The sequence below is a fragment of the Pedobacter humicola genome (assembly GCF_056490705.1).
Genome location: NZ_JBWJIG010000030.1, coordinates 1 through 26,356 on the forward strand (window position 1 = coordinate 1; position 26,356 = coordinate 26,356).

Sequence of the window (26,356 nt, forward strand, 5' to 3'; positions counted from 1 at the left end):
ATAGATTTTACTTCAATAAAATAAACACATGAGTGTTACAGAAATTCAACTTCTTCAGATCTTTAAAGCTAAGCTAGGTGAAAAGGAAGCAGAGCAGTTGGTTTCTTTTGTTAAATCAGAAGTTAAATCTGAATTTGAAAATAAACTTGAAGTTTTAGCTACTAAAGAAGATATCGCAAGTATGTAGAAAACAATTTACGTTGTTGGTTTAATTCAATTTCTAGCAATCGTTGGTCCGGTTATAGGGATTGTGAACTTCATGATTAAATAAGTTAAGGTAGTGATTTAAGACATTCCTCTATAGGAAACTCATATACGCTTATCATAACTCTACACTTCTTTCGCTTTTGAAATTTCAATCCAAAATTACGCAGTATTAAGCTATCCATTTTGTTACAATCCGTCAAACGTTTGCGTAAAGGCAGCTTTCCAATCTCTTAACCTTATTCTGATTGCTTTCATTAACTTAGGTTTATGAAGTTTTTATCAGTGATATTAATGATGGGTTTAGGCTTAACAAGTGCCGCCCAGGATGTAAGTTTGGCACTTCAAAAAACAAAACTGCCAAATAAAGAAAATATAGATAAACAGTGGGGAAACATACCCGGTGCGTTAAATATCAGCTTTGCCAGTAGCAACGTCAGATTTGCTAAAGAGATAGTGCCAAAGGTTCAAAACCAGAATTCATGGACAACCTCAGCCTGGAAAGGCGAAAAAATACACACCCAGTTGTTGCTTTGGGCGAAAAGTAATGTTGCCGGCGTTACTATACAATTGTCTGATCTCAAAGATCAAAAAGGCAACAGTATAAAGAAAGAAAACATCAGCTCTGGTTTTATCAAATACGTCATTACTGATGAGTTCAGAGATGGATGTGGTTATCGTAAAGCTGCAGATTTTGATTCATCGTATGTAGCAGATCTGATCGATACCAAAACGAATCACATGGCCATTAACGCTAAAAATACACAGCCCGTTTGGTTAAGTATAAAAGTTCCCACAGATGCAAAAGCTGGAATTTACTCAGGAACGGTCAAAATTAAGGCTGAAAAAGAATACAGTTTACCAATCAAAATTCAGATACTAGATAAGACCTTACCACCTCCAAGTCAATGGAAATACGATTTAGACTTATGGCAGCACCCTGCAGCAATAGCCCGGACGCATCAGGTAAAATTGTGGAGCGATGAGCACTTTGCTTTAATGAAACCCTATTATACCATGCTGGCTGATGCCGGACAAAAAACAATTACTGCGAGTATTGTAAACGAGCCTTGGGGCCATCAGACCTATGATGATTATCCAAGTTTAATCAAGTGGACCAAGAAAAAAGATGGCAGTTGGATTTACGATTACAGTCTGTTTGATAAATATATTGCTTTTGTGATGACTACAGGTATAAATCAACGTATCAATTGCTACAGTATGGTGCCATGGAAAATTGCTTTTACCTATTGGGATGAAGCCAATGATAAAGAGGCTGTTTTTACCGAAGCCATTGGAACACCTGCTTATGATACATTTTGGAGAACCATGCTTAACGATTTTACCAAACACCTTAAAGCCAAAAACTGGTTCGAAAAGACCTATATCGCTATGGATGAACGGCCGATGAAAGCCATGCAGGCTGTGATTAAACTGTTAAAAAGTGTTGACCCGAAATGGAAACTCGCCTTAGCGGGCGAATATCATCAGGAAATTGAAAAAGATATCGATAATTACTGCATCGCTTCTAAGTGGGAGTTTCCATTAGATGTACTTGAAAAACGTAGCGGGCAAGGTAAAATTAGTACCTGGTATACCTGCTGTACCGAGCCTTACCCAAATGCTTTCAGCTTTTCATCTCCGGCAGAACAGGTGTGGATGGGCTGGTATACCGCCAATAAAAATATGGATGGTTATGTACGTTGGGCATACAACAGCTGGACGAAAAATCCATTAACCGACACCCGTTTTACCGCCTGGCCCGCTGGCGATACCTATCAGGTGTATCCTGGACCATTAACATCCGTCAGATTTGAGAAATTGATTGAAGGCGGACAGGATTTTGAGAAAATTAGGCAATTACGAAAACTATATACTAATAATAAAAATACAGCAGCACTAGAAGAGCTGAATAAAGCTTTAGCAAATTTTGATATCAAATCTTTATCAACAACTACTGCTGATGAAATTTTAAAACAAGTAAAACCATTACTAAACAAATAATTAATGAAGCCGAATGCCTTTTTGTTGGGATTGATTACCTGCCTAATGTACTGCGAATGGAGTTATGCTCAAAGTAATGACAATTTGAAATGGTTTAATCCACAGATCAATAGCTACAGTACTTTAAAGGGCAAAGCCTGGCAAAATACCGATAGTGCAAATTATTATAACCGCTTACCTGTAGTTGCAGAAAAAGAGGTACGGAAAGAAGTTTGGAATTTAGCAAAGCAAACCGCTGGCGAATACTTGGATTTTAGTACCACTGCGCAGAAAATTGTGGTTAAATATCAGATTAGTGGCGGGAGAAGTTTAGATAATATGCCAACCTTGGGCGTAAGCGGGGTAGACTTATATGCACAAGATATGCAAAACAGATGGCATTGGATAGAAGCAGCTTATAGCTATCGGGATACCGTGACGTATAGTTACGAAAATTTCGATAATAAGGTGAAAATTAAAAAATTCAGGTTGTATTTGCCATTGTACAATACACCCAAATGGCTAAAAATAGGTGTGGCCACAAATGCTGATTTTAAAGTAGAAGAAGCCAATGAAAAGTTTCCGTTAATATTTTACGGCACCTCCATTATGCAAGGTGCGAGTGCCAGCAGACCGGGTATGGCCTGGTTAAATATTTTAGGGCGGAAATTAGATCACCCAGTGATTAATTTGGGTTTTTCTGGCAATGGCCGGTTGGAAGTTCCGTTAATTGATTTAATGAACCAGACAGATGCCAAACTTTTTGTGCTTGATTGCCAACCTAATTTAACTGATAAAAAAGTTTATCCAGCAGAAGAAATAGAGAAACGTATTGCCAGTTCGGTTCAAAGTTTAAAAGCAAAACATCCTAAAATACCCATTTTACTGGTTGAACACAGCTCTGGTTTACCACAGGTTAACCTGGATACTGCACTGACTGGAAGATATATCTGGACTTCTCAAATATTAAATAATACCTATCAAAAATTACAGAAATCGGGTATCAGAGATCTTTACATCCTCACAGCAAAAGAAATCGGCTTTACCGACGACAGCACAATTGACGGCACACATCCAAACGATTTTGGTATGATGCAGTACGCCGATGCCTACGAAAAAATTATCCGAAAAATTTTAGCAGCTAAAAAGTAATTGAATATGAAACGGCACTTTTGGTTTGGTTTATTATTGATTTTGTTTTATTCCTGTTCGGTAAGCAAGCCGTATAATCAACAGGTATTTTGGAGAGAGGATTTTAATCAGAAAGATACTTTTGATGCCAAAAACTGGTCTAAAATACCTCGCGGAGGGGCCGATTGGAACAGGCGTATGAGCGATGATGAAAAATGTTATGCATTAAAGGATGGTAAAATAATTCTCCGTGGGATAAAAAATGATGATTTTTCGAAAGATACATCAGGGTATTTAACAGGAGGAATCTACACTAAGGATAAGGTGAATTTTGGTTTTGGCCGTTTAGAAATTAAAGCGAAACTAAAGGGAGCTAAAGGTGCCTGGCCAGCGTTCTGGATGCTGGCAGAAAATAGTGAATGGCCAACTGGCGGGGAAATCGATATTATGGAAAGATTAAATTTTGATTCTATTGCGTATCAAACGATCCATACCTATTATACGCTTACCCTGAAGAAAAAAGATCATCCAAAATCAGGTTCAACCGCTAAAATTAATCCCAATAGATTTAATACCTATGCGATAGAAAAATATCCGGATAGTTTGGTGTTTTTTGTAAACAATAAAAAAACTTTTAGCTATCCGAAAATTGCTACCCCTGAACAGGGGCAATTCCCTTTTGATGGCGTAAACCACTATCTGCTTATCGATATGCAGCTTGGGGGCAATTGGGTTGGCAAAATAAAAGATGCCGATCTGCCTGTAGAAATGGAAATTGATTGGGTGAAGTTCCATAAGTTTAAAATCGAAGTGAAATGATAAAAAGAATTTGTCATACTGAGGATTGTGTTGTGTACGGGTGTTGATAACCTTTTCTGGATTTCGGATTTGATAATATACATTCAGAAACAGTGAATAAACATGATAAATCAATTTTAATCAAATAGTAGTTTTGGATATAAATTAATTTAATGAGAAAATTAATACTTACGTCGGCTTTAGTGGCTTCTTTTATAGCAAATGCTGTAGCACAAGGCGACCATATAAAACCGCAGAATACTATCGCAGTTTTGCCGAACGACAGCAAGACCTCTATTCTTGCAAAAGCAAGTCATGTTGTGCCAACTTCCAATCAGTTAAGTGCTTTAAAAAATGAATTTATTGCGTTTATCCATATGGGGCCGAATACTTTTACGAGGATGGAGTGGGGGAACGGTAAGGAAGATCCTAAGGTTTTTGATCTGAAAGAACTGCATACCGACCAATGGTGTCAATCCATGAAATCAGCAGGGATGAAAATGGTAATCATCACCGTAAAACACCACGATGGTTTTGTACTCTGGCAGAGCAGGTATACCAAACACGGCATTATGTCAACCAGTTTTGAAAATGGTAAAGGTGATATATTAAAAAACCTGTCTGCATCCTGTAAAAAGTACGGACTGAAATTGGGTATTTATTTATCTCCTGCTGATTTATACCAGATCGAGAACCCGGAAGGCTTATATGGCAATTTAAGTAAAGTAACGACCAGGACTATTCCGCGCGAAGTGGCCGGCCGTCCTTTTGCCAACAAGACTAAATTCAAGTTCGAAGTTGATGATTATAACGAATATTTTCTAAACCAGTTATTTGAAGTTTTAACAGAATACGGCCCTGTTGATGAGGTGTGGTTTGATGGTGCTCACCCTAAAACCAAAGGCGGACAGAAATACAATTACACCGCATGGAAAAAATTAATCCATACAGTAGCACCTAAGGCCGTAATATTTGGCAAAGAAGATATCCGTTGGTGTGGAAATGAAGCTGGGGGAACCCGCGAAACCGAATGGAATGTATTGCCTTATAGCGAAAATCCAGATACTGCCACCCATTTTCCGGATATGACAGCCAAGGATTTGGGTAGCAATGAAGAACTTTATAAAGCCAAATATTTGCATTATCAACAGGCCGAAACCAATACCTCAATAAGGGAAGGCTGGTTTTACCGCGATGATGAAAAACAAAAAGTACGTAGCGCGGATGATGTTTTTGATATTTACGAACGTTCTGTCGGCGGAAATTCGACCTTTTTACTCAATATTCCACCAAACCGGAAAGGGAAATTTTCAGACGAAGATGTAAGTGTGTTGGCAGAGGTTGGAAAACGGATTAACGAAACCTATGGCAAAAATCTATTTGCTGGTGCAAAAGGAGCGAAACAGGTGTTGGATAATGATCTTAAGAGCTATATAATGCTCAGTAAGCAACAAAAAAGCCTAGAGGTTATCACGCTTAATCCCATTACCATAAACCGGATTGTTTTACAGGAAAACATTGCCAATTTTAGTGAACGTGTGGAAAAGCATCAGTTTGAGGCATGGATCGACAATAAATGGCAAAAAATCGCCGAAGCAAGCAATATTGGTTATAAACGTATTTTACGTTTTCCTGAAGTTACTACATCTAAATTTAGGTTAACCGTTTTATCTTCAAGAGCTGATCCTGCAATCGCTACCATATCGGCACATTATTACCGTACCCGTCCACCGCAATTGGAATTTGCCAGAGATATAAATGGTTTAACAACCATCTCTCTAAAAACACATGAATTTGGTTGGAAGCCCCATGGAGAAAATGCTACAGCCAACCTGAATAAAGGCATCGAAATTTATTATACCACGGATGGTAGCCTGCCCGGCACAACTGCAAAAAAATATACCGGAGCAGTGCAGATTACAAAGGGCGAGATAAAAGCAATTGCTGTCATCAATAAAGAAAAGGGACCGCTAGCCACCGAAACATTTGGCATAGTAAAAAAAGACTGGAAATTATTGGCCAATGATAGTGAAGATGTAAAACACAGCGCTGCGATGGCCATAGATGGTAAAAAGAAAACATATTGGCTATCAAATACAAATGAGGATCAACATTTATTCGCGATAGATTTAGGCAATACCCACAATTTAACAGGATTTATTTATACTCCGCCAACGGATTTCGCCGATGGTATGCTGGAAAAAGGAATACTGCAGACCAGTAGCGATGGCAAAAACTGGCAGGATGTGGAAGCTTTCGGATTTGGTAACCTCATTAACGATCCCACGCCAAGAACCCACTATTTTAAAAATGCGATAACAGCAAAGTATATACAGATAAAAGCAACCGGAATCGCAGGCAATAAAAAAGCATTGGCCATTGCTGAAATTGACTTTCTGGAGAAATAAGGAGCCATTTTCTGCCAATATTTAATTTTATTTCTAACATTATGTTTTAAATTCCGCCGTTAAGCAGCGGAATTTTTTATTTTTGAACTATTATGGAAGAACAACAAAACGAAAACCAATTAAATATAGAGCTATCTGAAGAAATTGCTGAAGGAATTTTTTCTAACCTTGCCATCATTACCCACTCCAATACCGAATTTGTATTGGACTTTATCCGTGTAATGCCAGGAATACCAAAAGCAAAAGTGAAATCAAGGATCATTTTAACGCCTGAACATGCTAAGCGTTTGTTAGCTGCTTTAGACGATAACATTCAGAAGTTTGAAGCGGTAAATGGCCGCATTAAAACTCAGGAGGAACCACCTTTCCCGATGGGCTTCGGCGGGCCAACCGCCCAGGCGTAAGATCACTAAAAATCTTACAAACAAATATTTGCTTACTATGTTAGCATAGTATATATTTGTGTATAACCATTTATAGATGAAAAAAATTTTATTGAGCGCATTACTTTCTGCCCCACTATGGGTTTTGGGGCAGGGTTTCCAGGTTAATTTACAAGGTCAGAAACAAATTGGTATGGCTGGTGCAGGTTCTGCATTGGCGTTAGATGAAGCTTCTGTATTTTACAATCCCGGTGCAGTAACTTTCTTAGAGAAAAACTCAGTTTCAGCAGGAGTTAACCCATTGTTATTCAAATCAGCATTCAGGCAAACTGGTTCGAACGTTACAGAAAATGTGAAGAACAAAATTGCGCCACCTTTCGAATTTTATGCCGTTTGGGGGCCAAAGTCCAATAAATGGAAATTAGGCCTAGGTGTTTATACACCCTTCGGTGGCCTGGTAGACTGGGGCGATAACTGGTCTGGAAAGTATGCCCTAACCTCATTAAATTTAAAAGCAATATATTTTCAACCAACCCTAAGTATCAAAATTACCGATCATATTGGTATTGGAGCAGGCTTTGTATATAACCACGGCGACGTAAACTTGCAAAGGGCATTGCCTGTAAATTATCCTGATGGCCGTTCCGGACATGTTACTTTAGATGGTACGGGTAAAGGTTATGGATGGAATGCAGGTTTGTACATTAAAACCGTTAGCAATATTTCTTTTGCATTGGTGCACAAATCGAAAGTAATTACCAAACTAGATGGTGGTACAGCAGATTTTCAGGTGCCAGGTTCACTAACCTCATCTTTCCCTCCCGGAAATACATTTAATGCCGAATTGCCTTTACCAGCCACAACAAGTTTAGGTGTAGGTATTCCATTATCAAAAAGTACAGTGTTGGCATTCGATGCCAGTTGGGTACAATGGCATATTTATAAGGATTTATCTTTTGACTATGCTACCAATACACCTGTACTTGCAGATACAAAATCAGCCCGTAATTACCGTGATGGTTCTTCCTTCAAACTAGGTATTAACCATCAGGCTTCCGAAAAACTGGCCTTAAGAGCAGGTGTGGGTTATGCTTTTTCTCCGGTACAGGATGGTTATGTAACGCCAGAGGCACCAGATGCCGACCGTTATATCCTAAGCGCTGGTTTAGGTTATACCCCTACCAGTCATTTCGAGGTTAATGCATCTTTCTTCTTTGAAGATGTTAAATCGCGTCAACAGAAAAATATCGAAACAGGCTTAGACGGTACTTTTAAAACTTTGGTGTATGCGCCAGGTCTTTCGTTAACTTATAAATGGTAGGAGAAATACAAATGAAGAAATATATATTAAATAGTTTCGTTGCTGCTGCCATTCTTTTTGTAGCATCTTGCAAACCAGATATTGAAACACCTGCAGGTACAACCGCCGGCCAGGCAAATTTTAGCAAATATATTGCAGTAGGTAATTCATTAACCTCAGGTTTTGCTGATGGTGGCTTGTACCTGGAAGGTCAAAAAGTTGCTTATCCAAATTTAATTGCAGCTAAAATGGCCAGTGTAGGAGGTGGGGCATTTACCTCTCCATTTTTTACGGAAGAACATTCAAATGGATCTGGCTATGTAGCTTTAACTGCTCTGGTTAATGGTACACCAACCTTAACTCCAGTAATTGAAAAACTGGCATACAGGGATCCGGCTAAGCATTTAGATAAATATAGTGGCGAAATACAAAATTTAGGTATCCCTGGCATGCGTGTCGATTTATCTTTCGACCCCACGCTTACTTTTAGTGCTGCAAATGCATATTTTGAGCGTTTGTTAACAGATGCACAAGTAGGGAAGATCAACTACTTTCAATACATTCAAGGCAGAAACCATACTTTTTTCTCACTCTGGTTGGGGAATAACGACGTTTTAGGTTATGCATTAAACGGTGCTGTTACCACTCCTGGCGACCCTACGACTGTTTTAACAGATAAAGTTACTTTTTCGTCCTTATATGCTAATCTGGTAAATGTACTTACGGCAGGCGGCCAAAAAGGGATCGTAGGCACCATCCCTGATGTAACTGCCATCCCATATTTTAATACGGTAACCGTAGCGGCTTTACTAAATGCAGCTAAAGCCATTAATCCAGCAGCAGCAGCAATCTATATTCAAACCGGAACAGGTGCGGTAAGGGCAGCAACTGCAGAAGATTTAATCCGTTTGCCGTTCCAATCAGCTGGTTTGTTCGGCCAAGGTGCGATTCCTTATGGTTTACATCCATTAAACCCAATTGCCAATAACTGGGTATTGGACAAAGATGAGGTAATTAAAGTGAAAGACTATGTGAATAGCTATAACAGCAGCATTAAATCTTTAGCTACAGGCAAAGGCTTGGCCATAGCAGATACTTATACTTATTTTAACCAGGTTAAAACGGGGATGAATATTCAGGGTGTTGGTATTAATTCAGCGTTTATTACAGGTGGTGCTTTCTCTTTAGATGGAATCCACTTAACCCCACGTGGCAATGCAGTAATTGCAAATGTGTTTATTGATGCGATTAATGCGAAATACGGATCTACTGTTCCAACAATTGATATTACACAATACAGAGGTGTGAAATTCCCAGAGAAATAGGGATATTCAATCAAATGAAAAAGGAGCAATTTATTGCTCCTTTTTTATTTGATGTTAATTTTATTTTCTACAAATGCTATAATCTCTGATTCCTGATGGGGCTCAAACCAATTGATTTCCCCATCCTTTCGAAACCAGGTAAGCTGACGTTTCGCAAATCGCCGGGTATTTTGTTTGATTGCAGAAATGGCTTCTTCGAAAGATAATTTCCCTTCCAGATAATCGAATAGTTCGCTATAGCCCACAGTGTTTAATGCATTATATTGCTTAAATGGTGTTAAGGAAATTACCTCTTCCAATAATCCATCAGCAAGCATTTTATCTACCCTTTCGTTAATTCTTTTATATAAAACAGCTCTATCGGTATTCAAGCCTATTTTAATAATATTAAAAGGTCTTTCTTTTTTAGTTGCTGATAACATCGAGGAGAGTTTTTGCCCTGTTGATAAGAAAACTTCCAATCCCCTGATCATTCTTTGTGGGTTTTGTTGATCCACCTTGGCGAAATATTCTGGATCCAACGCGGCCAATTGATCCTGAATTGCCTTTAAACCCTCTTCCTCAAACTGCTTATTTAATTTTTCCCGAATGGCTAAATCAATATCGGGCATTTCATCTAAACCATTGATCAATGCATTGATGTATAAGCCAGAGCCGCCAACCATAATCGCCAGATCATGATTTTGAAAAATTCCGTCAATTGTTTTTAATCCTTCCACCTCAAAATCGCCAGTGCTAAACAGTTGTGAAACCGAATGTGAATTGATAAAGTGATGTTTTGCGGCTGCTAATTCTATTGCATCTGGTTTTGCTGTTCCAATTTCCATTTCCTTAAAAAACTGTCGCGAATCTGCGGAAATAATTTCCGTTCCGAAATGTTGCGCCAACTGAATGGCTAAGGCTGTTTTGCCAATTGCAGTAGGGCCAACAATGGATATTAAGGTTTTTGCGTGAAGCATAAGGTTATAAAAATAAAAGCTGCCAAATTTAAATATTTGGCAGCTTTTTGCATTTATTATTTGTGGCTAATTAGTAATCATCTTTATGACTATCGTCTTCAAAGTTGTCGCTATCAGAAAACTCATCTCCAAACTCATCACTTTCGCTCTCATCTTCTTCATCTCTTTCCTCTTCATTGATGCCCATTTCGCCCATTGCTTCCAATTCATCCGTATCTTCGGGAACAAAATTCATTTCATTTAAGAAATCGAATTCACTTGCAGCTGCAGCTGCGCCTCTTGGATCAACAGCCTGTGGACTGTTCTGCTCCATAATTTTAGGTGCTTCACCACTACTTTTGGCCAAAAATGGATATTCAATATTTGGATCGGCATCTAAAATAATTTTTACCAGTTCAACATGGAAATCGTACGGACGGTCGAAATTATAGATATAGTAGAATTTTTGATGTGGATCTTCAATAAAACCACTCAGTTTAGAATTCTCCATTAAAACTACTCGATCTTTTTTACGCTCGCTTGGTAAATAGGCAATTTCATCACCTTTTAACCAGTTATCGGTGCTTACGTAAAAAGATGAAGATTTTTCAGCATTATAACCCGTAGATCTGTGAATAGCCTTATGCAGGTCTTCAAATGTTTGGTTTGATTTAATGTCGATCTCTCTCACAACATCATCAAAATCTTCGAAAGTAATTCTAAATTTATAAATAGCCATTATTGTATTTTGGAACCGTAAAAATAAAGTTAATTTATAATTACCGCAAACATGATGTGCCATAAAGACACCTTAATTGTATTGTTTCGGCAATTAAATTATTTATTAACAGGATTTAATCCCATTTGTTTTGCCTGATCAAGCATAAAGTTAAATGCTTCCTTGTAATCGTTTGTGATCTCGCCTTCCAGTATGGCCTCACGGATGGCATTTTTAATTAGGCCAACTTCTTTTCCTGCATCCAGCCCGAAGGTTTCCATAATGTCATTTCCCGAAATAGGGGGTTGCCAGTTTCTGATTTTGTCGCGTTCTTCTACATCCTTAAGCTTTTGTTTAACCAGCTCGAAGTTGTTCCTGTATTTTGTTTTTTTGTATTCGTTTTTGGTGGTAACGTCGGCATTGCAAAGGAGCATCAAACTTTCAATTTCTTCTCCAGCATCAAAAAGTAATCTTCTCACTGCCGAATCCGTAACGGTTTCCTGCGCTAAAACAATTGGCCGCAAATGAAGCTGTACCAGTTTTTGCACGTACTTCATTTTCTCGTTTAAAGGAAGCTTTAACTGCTCAAAAATTTTCGGAACCATTCTGGCGCCTCTGTCTTCATGCCCATGAAATGTCCAGCCATGGCCTTCTTCAAAACGTTTGGTAGCTGGTTTGGCAATATCGTGTAAAATAGCTGCCCAGCGCAGCCACAAATCATCCGTATCTGCACAAATGTTGTCTAATACTTCTAAAGTATGGTAGAAATTGTCTTTGTGTCCTTTTCCTTTAATAATCTCCACACCATAAAGTTGCGCCATCTGGGGGAAAATAATATGCAATAAACCGGTATCAAAAAGATGTTTAAAACCAATAGATGGTTTTTTCGAGAGGATGATTTTATTCATCTCGTCGGTAATCCGTTCCTTTGATACAATACCGATACGCTGTTTTTGTGTTTTTATAGCATCAAGTGCAGCCGGATCAATATTGAAATTAAGTTGCGAAGCGAAACGGATGGCCCGCATCATGCGCAACGGATCATCAGAAAACGTGATTTCAGGATCGAGCGGTGTACGGATCAGTTTATTTTCTAAATCTTTAATTCCACCAAAAGGATCTAACAATTCGCCAAAATGACCGGCATTTAAGTTAATTGCTAAAGCATTGATGGTAAAATCCCTGCGCAGCTGATCGTCTTCTAAAGTACCATCCTCAACAATGGGTTTGCGCGAATCAGAACGGTAAGATTCTTTCCTGGCGCCAACAAATTCGATCTCTAAATCGTGATATTTAATATTCGCCGTGCCGAAGCTTTTAAAAACAGCGACTTTGGTATTCAGTTTTCGGCCCACTGCTTCGGCATATGTTATTCCACTGCCTACAACAACTACATCAATATCTTTTGATGGACGGTCTAAAAATAGATCACGAACAAATCCTCCGATTACATAAGCTTCGGTACTGTTCTTATCGGCTATGGTGGATAAGGTTTTAAATATGGGGTTTTGTAGGTGAACCCCTAAATCCCCTGAAGGGGACTTTGAGTTCCCTTCGTTTAAATCAGACTGCATATATAAGGGTAATTCATTTGTTCAAAATTAAGCAAAACATTTGGTCGGTAAAGACTATCCGCGATTCAAAGCTCCTTTAGGGCTGGGGGTTTACTTGCGAATAAATTCAAACTGTCCACCTGGAGAAAGTTTCATGATGGTTGATGGTTTTCTATGGGTGCGGTTTTCCTGCTCAAAGTCTACCACATAATCAACCGCATCAATAATTTCGGGATCGATATCATCAAAGAATTTGGGCGAAGGTTGTCCGCTTAAATTTGCCGAGGTAGAAACAATTGGCTTTCTAAAACGCTGGATCAGGGGAGTACAGAAATCGTGTTTAACAATTCTGATCCCCACGCTTCCGTCAGCATTAATTACATTAGGGGCCAGGTTTTTTGCTCCAGAGAAAATAATGGTTAAGGGATTTTCTGCATATTCGATTAAATCGTAGGCTACATCAGGGATTTCGGCAACATAACTTTGCAATTTGCTGTCTACATCCAGTAATACAATCAGGCTTTTTTCGGCTGGGCGGTTTTTTATTTTCAGCAGTTTATCCACCGCTTCAGGATTGCCTGCATCACAACCTAAGCCCCAGATCGTATCTGTTGGGTACAGGATAACCCCACCTGACTTTAATACCTCAAAAGCTTTGTTAATCTCATCTTTTAGCATGGTGCAAAGTTAATTTATTCAAGGGAAGTTAAATAATGTTAATGTTTGGTTTTTGACTTTTACAGTTCTTATTTTTATGCAAAGCCCTAACTAATATGAAGAAATTATTCGTTCTCGCCATATTCATCAGTTTATCACAATTGCTTATTGCTCAGAAAAAGATCATCTTTCATTACCGGAACAGTATAAATGTGAGCGGAATTACCAGCGACATAAAATTAGATCAATATTATTTAAATGGCAGGTCGTTAGAACTGTCTTTGCCAAGCACCAATTTTAAGAATGATACCACTTATGATGGTTTACATATGAACACTAGGGTTAAGCTTATGTTAAACGATAATGAGAAAAGGATGCCTTTTGTGCTGAAATCGCCAGATATTTATGGACTTATTTATGCAGAAAGAATATGGCCAAAAGCAAGCTACCTGGTGGTTGATACGTTAAATAATTTCAATTGGAAAATTTCTTCCGAAACAAGGGAAATTAATGGCGAAACCTGTACCAGGGCCGAAACCAATTTTAGAGGCCGTAAATACATCGCCTGGTTTAAAAAGGATAATTTAATTAAAGCCGGTCCCTGGAAATTCGGTGGTTTGCCAGGCATTATATTCGAAGTGAGCGATATAGATAAAATATATTGCTATAGTTTAGAAAACATAGAATATGTAGATTGGTTTCCTGTAGAATTACAGATACAAAAGGCTTATGCCGATGATGAAATGATCAGCCATGGAACGTTTATTTTAAAGTGGAAAACAAACAAAGAGGACTTTGAAAAGGATAATGATGTAGTTACTTATTCCTTAACGGGATCAAGTAACATCAAGCATACAGTTGCACCAATAAAAGAATTATATTGATTTTGTAAAATATTTAATCAGAGATAGATAGCAACAAAACATAATCCATTAGAAATGGTTTAACAGATAACAATCTGATTGTAAAAAATATAGGGAAATATCCTTTTTGATTGCCAAAATCGTTATATTTATGTCAGGTTATTTTAAAGAAACAACGCACAAATGAGAACAGCACAAAAATTATTAATGCTTTTTACAGTGGTATTGGCATTAGCCGGATGTTCAACACTCCGCACCGCATCAGATTATGATAAAAATGTTGATTTAAGCGGTTACAAAACTTACAATTTTTACGATAAAGGCATTGCCAGGGTGAAGCTGAATAATCTGGATAAACGCAGATTAATGGCTGCAGTAGAGGCTGAAATGAATGCCAAAGGCTTTACGAAATCAGATCGGCCGGATTTACTGGTGAATCTGGTAGTGGTAGCCAGAGAAAAAACCGACGTTTATGGTCCGGCTTACTACGGTGGTTGGGGCTGGGGTTGGGGCGGCTGGCGAGGAGGCTGGGGCGGTTGGGGCTCTAACTATGTAAACCAGTATATCGAAGGCACCATTATTATTGATTTCTTAGATCCGGCTAAAAAGATTTTATTCTGGCATGGACAAGGCTCAGGCTTTAACTTAGATAGTTTCAATAAGCGAGAAGAGCGCTTGTATACAGGCGTAAAAGAAATCTTGGCACAGTATCCGCCAACGGTTACAGCAGCTAAATAAGGCTTTTTTTGTCAACTTAAATGAAATAATTAACCCAAGCATTAATGCTGGGTGAAAAGGGCTGGAATCTAAATAAATTCCAGCCCTTTTTTATGTTTCTAGCTACAGATACCTAAGATTGTTGATGATGGGTATACCTCATTGATAAAGCATGCTTGTTTGAGAATCAGATGCTATGGTTAACCGTTAGTCTTGCAAGTACTGTAGTTTCTCACCCCAAGCTGATTAAATGACAATAGATCGGTAATGAATCAGACTTGTGGGCTTTCTGCAGATGTGAAGTTTAAACGGGTAACTTTAGCTGTCGATTATAGAGACAAATAGCAATCCATCAATTGCTGGGTAACGATATGGCTATTGAATTTTTGAACAAATTCTAAGCCTTTTTCTTTCATTTCTTTTTGAAGCTGAGGATTTTCGATGATTTTATTCATAGCTACAGCTAAACCTTTGGCATCGTTTGGCGAAATATATAAGCTGTTAGGGCCACCTGCTTCTTCCAAACAGGATCCTGTTGCTGCAACTACCGGCACACCTGAATATAAAGCCTCAATAATAGGAATGCCGAACCCTTCATAAAATGAAGGGTAAACAAAGATATTGGCCATTTGATAAATCCCTGGGAGATCGGCAAAGGGAATATCTTTTAAGAATATGATCCTGTTTTTAAGTCCAAGTTTATCTATTTCCTTTTCAACCGTTTTAAAATATGCCGTTTGTTTACCGATAACTACCAATTTGAAATCTTCACTTATCTCTTTTAAGGCCTGGACAGCCAATTTAAGGTTCTTCCGTTCTTCAATCGTGCCTACATTTAAGATATATTTTTCTGGCAGTTTATACGCTGCTTTAATCCGGCTTAGTGTTTCTTTGGGAAGTGGTGTTTTAAAACTATCATCACAACTCTGATAAATTACTTCAATTTTCTTGGGATGAATTCCATAAAGATCGATGATATCTGCTTTCGTTTTTTCGCTGATCGCGATAATTTTATTTGCCCGTTTACAGGCCGATTTACTTTTCCATTCGTATAATTTCCGATCGATAAATTTATAGTACTGCGGAAAACGCAGAAAAATTAAATCGTGGATGGTTACAATCGATTTAATCCGGGTATGCTGTATCGCAAATGGAATTTCGTGACTGAGTCCATGATAAATCTGGATTTCATCCCTGGCAAGATCTTTTAAAATATTTAAACTCCTCCAAAGGAAGCCACCATTTTGAGGTAATTTAAGCTCGATATTTTCTTTTTCAAAAAAGGTATCGATCTGTTTGGCCTGTTTTACTTTAGGCGAGTAAACCAGATATTGGTTCAGTGGAAACTGATGTGCCAGGTGCTCAATTAACGATCGGCTGTAATTGCCCAATCCAGTTAAGTTATTGGCCGCACGCTTGCCATCGTATCCTATTTTCATCACAGGCATGAGGTTAGAGGCCTGAGGTATAAGGCTTGGAATGTCAAACTTACACCCTAAACCTTATACCTCAAACTCATTTTAAACTGCTACATTATTCTCTCTCAACGCATCGTTAAGTGAAGTTTTCTTATCAGTACTTTCTTTACGTTTGCCGATAATTAAAGCACATGGTACCTGATATTCTCCGGCAGGGAATTTTTTAGTATAACTTCCCGGTATTACTACCGAACGCGCCGGAACAATGCCTTTATATTCTACTGGCGTAGCACCTGTAACATCAATAATTTTAGTCGATGCCGTTAAGACTACATTAGCACCCAAAACCACTTCTTTTTCTAGTTTAACCCCTTCAACAACAATCGCTCTCGAGCCAAGGAAGCAATCATCTTCGATAATAACCGGAGCTGCTTGAACAGGTTCTAAAACACCACCAATACCCACACCACCGCTTAAGTGAACGCGTTTACCGATCTGTGCGCAAGAACCAACAGTAGCCCAGGTATCAACCATAGTACCTTCATCAACATAGGCACCAATGTTTACGTAAGATGGCATCATGATTACACCTTTAGCTAAAAACGAACCGTAACGTGCACTTGCCATTGGTACTACACGTACGCCAGTTGCTTTATAATCGGTTTTTAAATCCATTTTATCGTGGTAAACAAATGGGCCACTTTTAATTTCTTTCATCTCGCGAATCGGGAAATACAAAATTACCGCTTTCTTTACCCATTCATTAATGCCCCAGGAGTTTAAAACTGGTTCAGCAACGCGGATTTCACCTTTATCAAGGCCCATAATAACGGCTTCGATGGCTTCACAATAGTTACTGTATTTTAAAAGGGATCTATCCTCCCAGGCGGCTTCAATTAATTTCTTTAAATCTGAATACATGATGTTTTTAAATTTTACGCAAAATAAATCAATTTTTGCTTATTAAATGGCTAATTGTTTAAATTGTTTTCTTAGAAGACTAATTGGTTAAACAGGTTAACTGTACATCATGCGTTGAAATTTTGTATTTTATTGGAGATAGCAGATTTAGGCAAAACACTACAGTTAACCAATTAACCGGGTTCTACAATTAACCACCAATAGAATAAACCAGTTTAAACAATTAACCGAAATATGTATTTTTGAACTTTATGACAGAGACAGAAAAACTTAGGATCGATAAATATTTGTGGGCAATCAGGTTATTTAAAACCCGGAGTCTGGCTACCGATGCCTGCAAAGCGGGTAGAGTAAAACTGAAAGGACAGAATATTAAACCATCGGCTATTGTGAAAGTTGGGGAGGTTTATCAGGTATCGAAAGGAATAGAAAAGAAAATCATCGAAGTGGTAGAACTTTCATACAACAGAACAGATTCACCAACAGCATTGACCAAATACAAAGATCTAACCCCTGTTGAAGAAACGCATGCTTTTAAATCGATGTTCCATGCACCCAATTTAAAACGGGATAGGGGAACTGGCCGTCCGACTAAAAAAGACCGACGGGAAACTGATGACCTGATTGGAGGAATGTTCGAAGAAGAAGATTAGTTAGTTTCCAGTTCTTAGTTTCCGGTTTTCAGTTTGAGGACTGATAACTGCATACTGCAAACTAAAATACCGCATCCGGTAACTCATCATGGCTGTTTTGCCCAGTTTTTCGATCAATTTATAATTTGCCACGGCCCCAACGGCTGCACCTACAAATGGAAGCATCTGTGCCAGTTTTGCCAGGTCGATATAATCACGGTATTGCTGTTGAAAGGTGAGCCAGTCAAATTCGTCAATATTGGTGGGTAATTGATGTGCTTTATCATCCCATTCCTGCATTTTCACAAATATATTCTGGCTTTCTTCCTTACTCGAAAAGGCCAGTTGAAAAATGTGCAAAATGTATAAACGTTCGCGGTAATCTTTAACATCATAACCGTAAACCGCCGCAATATCAAAAAGCATCTTCATCTTTATCCCCAGTAATAGCGGGAAATCGGCCAGACTCATTAAAAATCCCCCTGCTCCTGTAATTCCGCCTTCTGCAGCACCAGTTTTTTTATAATTTTCTATCTTCTGTTTAATCAATGCTTCTCGGTGCATTAAGGTTAAATCAGTAATGGGTTTTGATGTGGTAAATGTTGAACCAAAAAGTACCGCCTTAACCATTTGCTTTATGGCTGTAGTGATCGCATTGTGGACCTTGTCTGGAATGTAACTGTTAATTTTCTTCTGAACTTTATCGGTCACCTTATTAAAAAGAGAAGGCTTCTGTAAGGTTTTGAACTTCCAGAAATCCAGTTCACTGCTTATTTTTTGTTCGTAAGTCATCACCATTCACTGCAATAATTATTCCTTAAAATTTAACATAAAATAACTATGAAAAATGAAAGTTAAACTGTATTTTTAGTTTACCTAATTTAAACCTAATTCTTTCATTATGAAAAACTTAAAAATGTTTTGCTTGCTGGTATTGGCTGCTGGAGCAGCAAATGCGCAGGGTGTTAAATTTTCTGCCGATAAACCTGCGGCAGGGAGTACGGTTAAATTTACATACGAACCAAAAGGAACCAATCTCGAAAATCTGACTGATGTAAAGTGTACCAGTTATACCTTTTTTTCAAAATCGAACCCTAAAAATACCAAAATAGAACTGGTTAAAGAGGGTTCGGTATATAAAGGGGAAATCTCAACACCAGATAGTGTTACACTAGTGGGGCTTGCTTTTTCTGTTGGCGATCAAAAAGATGAGGCACCCGCAGGTTATGTTCTGGAATATACCAAAGCAGGTAAAGTGCCTGCAGAGGCTTATCTTAACGAGGCTTTTTTATACGGACTAGCCGGAAATTATTATCTCGGACTCACTCTTGATCCGGAAAAAGCCGTTTCGCTCTATAACCAGGCATTTGCTTTGAAGCCCGAACTGAAAAGGAAAAATCTTCAACAATATTTATCGCTTGAGTATAAGGTTGATAAAGATAAGGGAACAAAGCTGATTAACCAGAATATTTCCAGCTTGTCGAAGCTAAAGGAGCCAAAAGAAGAAGATTTGAGTACCGTTTTAGGTCTTTATACCTTAATGAAGAAAAAGACTCAGGCGGATTCAGTGAAAGCAATTGTACTGAAAAAATATCCAACAGGAAATTATGCATGGGGCGAAGGAATGAACGCACTGTATGCCACCAAAGATTTTGCAGAACAGGAGAAGAAAGCAGCTGATATGATTGCCAAATTTAAATTTGATGCTAGCAAAAAAGCAGATGCAAATAAACTGAACTCGATATATGGCATTTTGGCCAATGCCAGTATAAAAGCAAAAAACATTGAAAAATTTGAACTGTATGCGGGAAAGGTTGATAACAAACAAACAAAGGCGAGCCTGTTCAATTCTTTTGCATGGCCATCGGCTGAGAAAAATGAGAATGTTGAACTGGCAAGCAGACTTTCTAAACTATCTTTATCATTAGTAGAAGAAGCGAAAAACGATGAAGTTCCAACCTATTTTAGTTCAAAAGAAGAGTATGTAAAATCGCTCGATCAAGCTTATGGCATGTATGCAGATACTTATGCATTATTGCTTTATCGTCAGGGGAATTTTAAAGAAGCGCTAGCCACACAAGAAAAAGCATTAAAATTATATGCGACTATACCACCTGATGTATCATCCCGTTATGTCACTTACTTAATTAAAGACGGTCAAAATGATAAAGCCTATAACGAGGCCGAAAAAATAATTAAAGATGGTAAAGCCACCGACTCATTAAAAAGCGAATTTAAAACGCTTTATAGCACATTAAAGAAAGAAGGAACTTACGAAACCTATATCTCCAATTTAGAAAAAGTGGCCTTAGAAAAGGAAAAGGCCGAATGGACAAAAAAAATGATTAAAATACCTGCTCCATCATTTTCTTTAACCAACCTCAAAGGGGAAACGGTAAGTTTGGCCAGCTTGAAGGGAAAAATTGTAATTCTGGATTACTGGGCAACCTGGTGTGGTCCATGTGTAGCCTCTTTTCCAGGGATGCAAAAGGCAATGGCGAAATATTCAGGCAATCCTAATGTGGTCTTTTTGTTTGTAAATACCTGGCAAACAGAAGACAATAGAGAAAAAGTGGTAACCGATTTTATCGCTGAGAAAAAATATAATTTTAATGTATTATACGATACCAAAAATGCAAAAGACCCCTCAAAATTCGATGTGGTAAGTGCCTATAAGGTTGATGGAATACCGACCAAATTTGTAATTGATGGAGAAGGGAACATCAGGTTTAAAGCAGTAGGTTTTTCAGGATCAGATGATGGTGTGGTGAAAGAAATAGATTCGATGGTAAGCTTACTGGCACCGAAAGAAGCAAGTAAATAAACGGCTCAATTAAAAAGGAAAAGGTGCTGATTAACCGGCACCTTTTTTATTTAATACGCTATCCGCATCGGCGAAGTTTCCCATAATTTAAAAGCAGCCAGGGCTTCATCCCGCATCAGTTGTACCACCGGCAGACTCCTGTTTTCCATGTTTTTATCCAGTTCCTCGTAAATAAATTTATCGCTAAAGCCAATGTTTTCGGCATCTACCTTGGTGTTTGCATAATAAATTCTATCAATTTTTGCCCAATAAATGGCTCCCAAACACATGGGGCAGGGTTCGCAACTGGTATAGATTACGCAACCACTTAAATCGAAGGTGTTCAGTTCAGTACAGGCCAGCCTGATTGCCGAAATCTCAGCATGTGCGGTGGGGTCGTTGGTTGAGGTAACCTTGTTTGCCGATTTGGCAATCAGTTTACCATCTTTTACTACTACCGCGCCAAAAGGCCCGCCAATACTTTCGCTCACATTTTGTACAGACAGGTCAATTGCCATCTGCATATATTCCTGATGTTGATTTTTGTTTTCCATTTCCGGTTGTTATCTCGTAAATCTATTTTTATGAATTAACTGCTAGTTCATTAATAAATAAAACAAAAAAAATGCCCCGATTGATTCGGAGCATCTTAACTAAATATTTTATTCCTTACTTTTTAGTGTATTCGGCATTTAAACCTTTAATCACGTCAGAAGTAACATCTAAACTTTCGTCTGCAAATAAAATTGTGCTACCTTTTGTATAAGAAAGTACCATTTTATATCCTTTTTCTTTTGCATATGTTTTTAAATAACCGGCAACTTTATCATAAAGTTTTTCAGTTTCTACAGCCTGTTCGTTTTGTAAGGCACCGCCGGCATTTTGTTGGTAAGTTTGTAATTCTTGTTGTTTACGAGCCAAACGCTCTTCAGTGCTTTTACGTTGGTCTGCAGCTAAAGTTGCTGCAGATTGTTGGTATTGAGCTACTTCTCTTTGAAAAGCCTGCCCCTTAGCCTGCATATCTGCTTGCGCATTTTTGGTTTTACCCTCAAATTTTATTTTTAAGTCTTTGTAGTATTCGTATTTGTTCAATAAAGAGTCTTGGTTTACAAATACAATTTTCTCAGATGCAGAAACAGCTGCGGTAGAGCTATCTGTTTTTTTAGTTTCAGTAGTTTTAGTGTCTTTGTTTTGGCATGCAGAGAAAGCTGTTATTAAAGTTGCTGTTGCAAATAAACCAAAGTTTTTGAAGGTTCTTTTTTCCATTATTGTTTAATAAATTTTAACAAACTTATATAAATTAGTTTTTATATCCAATTTAAAGCCAACCGCATAAATAACTAAGGTCGAAAACCTGATGGCTTTTTTCAGTTATTCTCCATTCATTTCGCTTTTTTGAAAAGCAGGCCCAGCATTTCATTTTTACGTTACACCCTGTCCGCTTTACTTCGTGACCGCTACCATCGGGTTTAGGTGGCACGGTTAGCAATACTATTCGGGGTTTCCGGGCGGTTACAGCAAATTTCAAATGTCAATTTCGTAATTGGCGTTTACGTTCCGGACGAATGTTTAGTGTATGGCATTGGGGTAGTTCATTAATGCCATTTACAGTACTTGATCTATATTTCAAAACCTTCCTGAAATACCCTTAACCTGCTTTATGCCTAATGCTTTAGTGTAGAGACATTATCGCTTTTTCACAGTCTAAAACTTATCCACATATTGGGTTAAATGGCAAAATTTCCGTATTTTTGATACTTATTGTTTTTAATTAAAATATGAGCGAAGAACAGGATTTAAAGTCAAATTATTCGGCAGATAATATACAGGTTTTAGAAGGTTTGGAAGCGGTGCGTAAGCGCCCTTCAATGTATATAGGTGATACCGGTGTAAAAGGTTTACACCATTTGGTTTACGAGGTTGTAGATAACTCCATTGATGAGGCTCTGGCCGGTCATGCAAACACAATCGACGTTAGAATTTTAGAAGGCAACTCCATCAGGGTTGAAGATAATGGTCGTGGTATTCCAACCGGGATCAATACAAAAGAAAATAAATCGGCACTGGAAATCGTAATGACGGTTTTACACGCAGGTGGTAAATTTGATAAAGATACCTACAAGGTATCAGGTGGTTTACACGGTGTGGGGGTAAGTTGCGTGAACGCATTGTCTACGCATTTAAAAGCTGAGGTTCACCGCGAAGGTAAAATCTGGATGCAGGAATACAATATCGGTAAACCTTTATACGATGTAAAAGAAACTGGTGTTACGGATAAACGCGGTACTATTGTAACTTTCAGTCCGGATGCTACTATTTTTACCCAAACCACTGAATACAAATACGATACTTTAGCAGGTCGTTTACGCGAACTGGCTTTCCTGAATAAAGGAATTAAATTAACGTTGACTGACGAGCGTGAGAAATTGGATGACGGTACTTTTTTGTCAGAAGTTTTTGAATCAGAAGGGGGCTTAAAAGAGTTTGTTACCTTTTTGGATGGAACCCGTGCATCTTTCTTGCCAGAACCAATTTATATTGATGGTATTAAAAATGGTGTTCCTGTTGAACTGGCTTTCCAGTACAATGATAGTTATTCAGAAAATGTGCACTCCTATGTAAACAACATTAATACACACGAAGGTGGTACACACATAGCAGGTTTCCGTAGAGGTTTAACACGTACGCTGAAAAGCTACGCCGATAAATCTGGCTTACTGAAAAACCTGAAAATGGAAATTACCGGTGATGACTTCAGAGAAGGTTTAACAGCAGTGGTTTCGGTTAAAGTACAAGAACCTCAGTTTGAAGGGCAAACCAAAACCAAATTAGGTAACTCTGAGGTGATGGGAGCTGTTGATATTGCGGTTGGTGAAGCTTTAGGTGCTTATTTGGAAGAAAATCCGAAGGAAGCTAAAATGATCATCAATAAGGTGATCTTAGCTGCTACGGCCCGTGCAGCTGCGCGTAAGGCCCGTGAGATGGTGCAACGTAAGAGTGTAATGGGTGGTTCTGGTTTACCAGGTAAACTTGCCGATTGCTCCGACAGTGATCCTGAAAAATGCGAGATTTACTTAGTAGAGGGTGACTCTGCGGGTGGTACCGCCAAACAAGGTCGTGATAGAAACATTCAGGCTATTTTGCCTTTAAAAGGTAAAATTCTGAACGTGGAAAAAGCGATGGAGCATAAAATTTACGAGAACGACGAGATCAAGAACATGTTTACGGCAATCGGTGTGAGTATCGGTACACCTGAAGATGATAAAGCATTAAACTTGACAAAATTACGTTACCACAAAATCGTAATCATGACGGATGCGGATATTGATGGTTCCCACATTACCACTTTGATCTTAACCTTCTTCTATCGTTATATGAGGGCTTTAATCGAAGCAGGTTATGTTTATATCGCATCACCACCACTTTACCAGGTTAAAAAAGGTAAAGATTTCGAATATTGCTGGAATGACGTACAACGCGATGCGGCTGTACAACGCATTAAAGGTAATGGTAAAGAAGATAGCGTTCACATCCAACGTTACAAAGGTTTGGGTGAGATGAACGCCGAACAACTTTGGGATACCACTTTAAATCCAGCCACGCGTACTTTATTACAAGCGACAATCGAAAGTGCAGCTGAATGTGACCATACTTTCTCTATGTTAATGGGCGATGAAGTTGCACCGCGCAGAGAGTTTATTGAGCGTAATGCAAAATATGCGAAAATTGATGCTTAATACCTGAATTCCCTAAAAGGAACTTAAAATATGAACCCTCTGCAAGTTAAACCTTGTAGAGGGTTTTTGTTTATCAGTCTTAATAGCAGCTGTTTATAATTATTTTATATATATAGTTTTCTTATGTATATAAAAATATATACATTTGTTTTATGGCAGTAAATAACGAGTTATTTAAAGGTACATTACAAACCATTATACTAAATCTTTTATCTGAAAATGAAAGAATGTATGGTTATGAAATCACGCAGAAGGTAAAATCAATAACCCAGGGTGAGTTACTTTTAAAAGAAGGCGCACTATATCCCGCGTTACATAAATTAGAAGCCGGAGGTTTATTAGAAACCACCACTGAAGTTGTTGATAACAGAGTGCGTAAATATTATTCTTTATCGCAAAATGGAGAGAAAGAAGTAGTAAATAAATTGCAGGAAGCGAAAGATTTTATTAATCAATTGCAGTTGTTATTAAACCTTAAAGCGAGTTTGTAATGGAGTTAACATTAGTGCAGCAACAAGAGGTAGTACAGGTAATTTCGGATGCTACCAAATACAGAGAAACCTATGATGAAGTTTACGACCATGTGTTGAGCCGCCTGGCAGCCTCAAATCAGATTTATACCCTGGCTTTGGTGAATGAAATATTGCTCAACGATTTTGGGGGAAAAACAGAAATTTTAGCTGAGGAAAATGTTTATGCGAAAAATATCAATAAGCAGTATTTTAGGGCTTTTAAAGAGGAGATCTTAAATACCTTTAAGTGGCCAACGGCAATGGCCAATATTTCTCTGATATTGTTTTGGGTATTTTTATACTACAGCTCTTTAAATACTGGTTTTAATTCCAAGCCCTTAACCGCTGCAATAGGTGTTATTGTAATATTAATGTGTTTATTCTATTATTTAAAAAGATATTATTTGGATAGGAAATCGAAAAAACCATCAATAAAGTATTCTTTTTTACAAGCTTCAACTTCGATTGGGATATCATTTTATGTTTTTGCTTTTTTTTGGTTCATCTCTAAAGATAGTTTAGTGGACATTGATAATAATTTAAAAACCATTATTGTGTTAAGCCTTTTCTGTTTTACATCCATTTATTTAAGGGCCTTTATCAAGCTTTACGGGAAAAAATTCACAGTTTTAACGGCTTAAATATGATACTTAGTCAAGACCAGTTGTGCCAAATTAAAGACCTTATAGCACAGAGAGGTTTTAAAGAGGTTGATATACAGATGGAAATTTTAGATCACGTTGCCTCATCAGTAGAAGATAGAATGGAAGAAAATCCGTTGCTTAGTTTTGATGCCGCGGTAAGTGAAACGCATCAATCATTTGGTATAATGGGATTCAGTGCCTTTGCAGATGGGATAGCCAATTCAATTCGGGCAAAATATAGCCGTTTGTTTTGGAGGATTTTTTTCTCGGCTTTCGGATATAAATATGTGTTACTGCTTTGTTTCTCAATTTTTGGTATTTATAAAATGCAGGATTTAGTTACAGCAAATATTTTATATGTATTTCTTGTTATTGGTCTGCTCAGCGTGTTTGGAATTTTGATATTTTCTAACATTAAACCTACTGCTTATAAGAAGTTTGTGTCTTATAAATCTGGAACTTCTTTCCTGCCTTTTGTTGGCTCTATTTTACTTTTGACCAATTTTGCGATGAACAATATACCTGCTGAATACACTCTTTTTTTTATTAATGTACAGCACTTAGTGATGTCACTTTCTATCATTTTATTTGTGCTCTATTTTAATGCGGCTATTAAAACGGCTAAGGCCAGTATTAAGGAAACCAAGTCGTTAATAGAGAAATATAGACTATTATATAGTTCATTATAAAAAACAAAGCCATCCGTAAAAA

Annotated in this window: 25 protein-coding genes; 16 read left to right on the top strand and 9 right to left on the bottom strand. The window is 37.9% G+C overall.

What is annotated here, in order from left to right; genetic code table 11:
• Positions 1 to 28 precede the first annotated feature (28 nt).
• The 8 genes from AC04Q1_RS26075 (at position 29) to AC04Q1_RS26110 (ending at position 9,532) form a co-directional block, all read left to right on the top strand.
• Complete coding sequence (locus AC04Q1_RS26075) at positions 29 to 187, top strand: hypothetical protein (protein ID WP_478367454.1); 159 nt, start codon at positions 29 to 31, stop codon at positions 185 to 187.
• Positions 188 to 474: 287 nt separating this feature from the next.
• A complete protein-coding gene (locus AC04Q1_RS26080; protein ID WP_478367455.1) occupies positions 475 to 2,208 on the top strand; it encodes a DUF4091 domain-containing protein in 1,734 nt (577 codons plus the stop codon).
• Between the two features lie 3 nt (positions 2,209 to 2,211).
• Positions 2,212 to 3,339, top strand: a complete 1,128-nt coding sequence (locus AC04Q1_RS26085; RefSeq protein ID WP_478367456.1) for an SGNH/GDSL hydrolase family protein — start codon at positions 2,212 to 2,214, stop codon at positions 3,337 to 3,339.
• Between the two features lie 6 nt (positions 3,340 to 3,345).
• On the top strand, positions 3,346 to 4,137 hold the full coding sequence (locus tag AC04Q1_RS26090; protein WP_478367457.1) for a glycoside hydrolase family 16 protein: 792 nt from the start codon (positions 3,346 to 3,348) through the stop codon (positions 4,135 to 4,137).
• Positions 4,138 to 4,289: 152 nt separating this feature from the next.
• A complete protein-coding gene (locus tag AC04Q1_RS26095) occupies positions 4,290 to 6,524 on the top strand; it encodes an alpha-L-fucosidase (RefSeq protein ID WP_478367458.1) in 2,235 nt (744 codons plus the stop codon).
• A 92-nt stretch (positions 6,525 to 6,616) separates the two neighbouring features.
• The gene (locus AC04Q1_RS26100; RefSeq protein WP_316848384.1) at positions 6,617 to 6,928 is read left to right on the top strand and encodes a DUF3467 domain-containing protein; all 312 of its coding nucleotides are present in this window, start codon (positions 6,617 to 6,619) and stop codon (positions 6,926 to 6,928) included.
• A 76-nt stretch (positions 6,929 to 7,004) separates the two neighbouring features.
• Positions 7,005 to 8,228, top strand: a complete 1,224-nt coding sequence (locus AC04Q1_RS26105) for an OmpP1/FadL family transporter (protein ID WP_478367459.1) — start codon at positions 7,005 to 7,007, stop codon at positions 8,226 to 8,228.
• Positions 8,229 to 8,239: 11 nt separating this feature from the next.
• Positions 8,240 to 9,532, top strand: a complete 1,293-nt coding sequence (locus tag AC04Q1_RS26110) for an SGNH/GDSL hydrolase family protein (RefSeq protein ID WP_478367460.1) — start codon at positions 8,240 to 8,242, stop codon at positions 9,530 to 9,532.
• 44 nt (positions 9,533 to 9,576) lie between these two features.
• Here the strand turns inward: AC04Q1_RS26110 and miaA are convergent, their stop codons facing one another.
• The 4 genes from miaA to AC04Q1_RS26130 all read right to left on the bottom strand — a co-directional run bounded on the left by miaA (position 9,577) and on the right by AC04Q1_RS26130 (position 13,419).
• Positions 9,577 to 10,491, bottom strand: coding sequence for a tRNA (adenosine(37)-N6)-dimethylallyltransferase MiaA (miaA, locus tag AC04Q1_RS26115; protein WP_478367461.1), 915 nt, complete (start codon positions 10,489 to 10,491; stop codon positions 9,577 to 9,579).
• A 70-nt stretch (positions 10,492 to 10,561) separates the two neighbouring features.
• Positions 10,562 to 11,209, bottom strand: coding sequence for an IS1096 element passenger TnpR family protein (locus AC04Q1_RS26120; RefSeq protein ID WP_478367462.1), 648 nt, complete (start codon positions 11,207 to 11,209; stop codon positions 10,562 to 10,564).
• Between the two features lie 98 nt (positions 11,210 to 11,307).
• Positions 11,308 to 12,762: a CCA tRNA nucleotidyltransferase gene (locus tag AC04Q1_RS26125; protein ID WP_478367463.1), complete on the bottom strand. Its 1,455-nt coding sequence runs from the start codon at positions 12,760 to 12,762 to the stop codon at positions 11,308 to 11,310.
• A gap of 90 nt (positions 12,763 to 12,852) precedes the next feature.
• Positions 12,853 to 13,419, bottom strand: coding sequence for an L-threonylcarbamoyladenylate synthase (locus AC04Q1_RS26130; protein ID WP_478367464.1), 567 nt, complete (start codon positions 13,417 to 13,419; stop codon positions 12,853 to 12,855).
• Positions 13,420 to 13,514: 95 nt separating this feature from the next.
• On the opposite strand from AC04Q1_RS26130, the gene AC04Q1_RS26135 reads away from it, so the two are divergent.
• Together AC04Q1_RS26135 and AC04Q1_RS26140 are read left to right on the top strand one after the other, a co-directional pair.
• Positions 13,515 to 14,282, top strand: a complete 768-nt coding sequence (locus AC04Q1_RS26135) for a GLPGLI family protein (protein WP_478367465.1) — start codon at positions 13,515 to 13,517, stop codon at positions 14,280 to 14,282.
• 162 nt (positions 14,283 to 14,444) lie between these two features.
• Entirely contained in the window at positions 14,445 to 14,999 is a 555-nt protein-coding gene (locus tag AC04Q1_RS26140; RefSeq protein ID WP_478367466.1) for a DUF4136 domain-containing protein, read from the top strand.
• A 308-nt stretch (positions 15,000 to 15,307) separates the two neighbouring features.
• Here the strand turns inward: AC04Q1_RS26140 and AC04Q1_RS26145 are convergent, their stop codons facing one another.
• Complete coding sequence (locus AC04Q1_RS26145; protein WP_478367467.1) at positions 15,308 to 16,417, bottom strand: glycosyltransferase family 4 protein; 1,110 nt, start codon at positions 16,415 to 16,417, stop codon at positions 15,308 to 15,310.
• A gap of 81 nt (positions 16,418 to 16,498) precedes the next feature.
• The gene (locus AC04Q1_RS26150) at positions 16,499 to 17,317 is read right to left on the bottom strand and encodes a 2,3,4,5-tetrahydropyridine-2,6-dicarboxylate N-succinyltransferase (protein WP_478367468.1); all 819 of its coding nucleotides are present in this window, start codon (positions 17,315 to 17,317) and stop codon (positions 16,499 to 16,501) included.
• A gap of 251 nt (positions 17,318 to 17,568) precedes the next feature.
• Here AC04Q1_RS26150 and AC04Q1_RS26155 point away from each other — a divergent pair, with 251 nt between their 5' ends.
• Complete coding sequence (locus AC04Q1_RS26155) at positions 17,569 to 17,970, top strand: RNA-binding S4 domain-containing protein (protein WP_029279693.1); 402 nt, start codon at positions 17,569 to 17,571, stop codon at positions 17,968 to 17,970.
• Here AC04Q1_RS26155 and AC04Q1_RS26160 read toward each other — a convergent pair whose 3' ends face one another.
• The gene (locus tag AC04Q1_RS26160) at positions 17,971 to 18,741 is read right to left on the bottom strand and encodes an EcsC family protein (protein WP_478367469.1); all 771 of its coding nucleotides are present in this window, start codon (positions 18,739 to 18,741) and stop codon (positions 17,971 to 17,973) included. It lies immediately after the preceding gene.
• 109 nt (positions 18,742 to 18,850) lie between these two features.
• Between AC04Q1_RS26160 and AC04Q1_RS26165 the strand changes: the two genes are divergently transcribed.
• The gene (locus tag AC04Q1_RS26165) at positions 18,851 to 20,773 is read left to right on the top strand and encodes a redoxin domain-containing protein (protein WP_478367470.1); all 1,923 of its coding nucleotides are present in this window, start codon (positions 18,851 to 18,853) and stop codon (positions 20,771 to 20,773) included.
• Positions 20,774 to 20,823: 50 nt separating this feature from the next.
• On the opposite strand, the gene AC04Q1_RS26170 is transcribed toward AC04Q1_RS26165, so the two are convergent.
• Together AC04Q1_RS26170 and AC04Q1_RS26175 are read right to left on the bottom strand one after the other, a co-directional pair.
• Entirely contained in the window at positions 20,824 to 21,306 is a 483-nt protein-coding gene (locus AC04Q1_RS26170; RefSeq protein WP_478367471.1) for a nucleoside deaminase, read from the bottom strand.
• A 115-nt stretch (positions 21,307 to 21,421) separates the two neighbouring features.
• Positions 21,422 to 22,018, bottom strand: a complete 597-nt coding sequence (locus tag AC04Q1_RS26175) for an OmpH/Skp family outer membrane protein (RefSeq protein WP_478367472.1) — start codon at positions 22,016 to 22,018, stop codon at positions 21,422 to 21,424.
• Between the two features lie 512 nt (positions 22,019 to 22,530).
• On the opposite strand from AC04Q1_RS26175, the gene gyrB reads away from it, so the two are divergent.
• The 4 genes from gyrB (at position 22,531) to AC04Q1_RS26195 (ending at position 26,334) form a co-directional block, all read left to right on the top strand.
• The gene (gyrB, locus tag AC04Q1_RS26180; RefSeq protein ID WP_478367473.1) at positions 22,531 to 24,489 is read left to right on the top strand and encodes a DNA topoisomerase (ATP-hydrolyzing) subunit B; all 1,959 of its coding nucleotides are present in this window, start codon (positions 22,531 to 22,533) and stop codon (positions 24,487 to 24,489) included.
• A 152-nt stretch (positions 24,490 to 24,641) separates the two neighbouring features.
• On the top strand, positions 24,642 to 24,980 hold the full coding sequence (locus tag AC04Q1_RS26185) for a PadR family transcriptional regulator (protein ID WP_478367474.1): 339 nt from the start codon (positions 24,642 to 24,644) through the stop codon (positions 24,978 to 24,980).
• A complete protein-coding gene (locus AC04Q1_RS26190) occupies positions 24,980 to 25,642 on the top strand; it encodes a hypothetical protein (protein WP_478367475.1) in 663 nt (220 codons plus the stop codon). Before AC04Q1_RS26185 ends, AC04Q1_RS26190 begins: the two co-directional genes overlap by 1 nt.
• A 2-nt stretch (positions 25,643 to 25,644) precedes the next feature.
• Entirely contained in the window at positions 25,645 to 26,334 is a 690-nt protein-coding gene (locus AC04Q1_RS26195; protein ID WP_478367476.1) for a hypothetical protein, read from the top strand.
• The last annotated feature ends 22 nt before the right edge of the window (positions 26,335 to 26,356 follow it).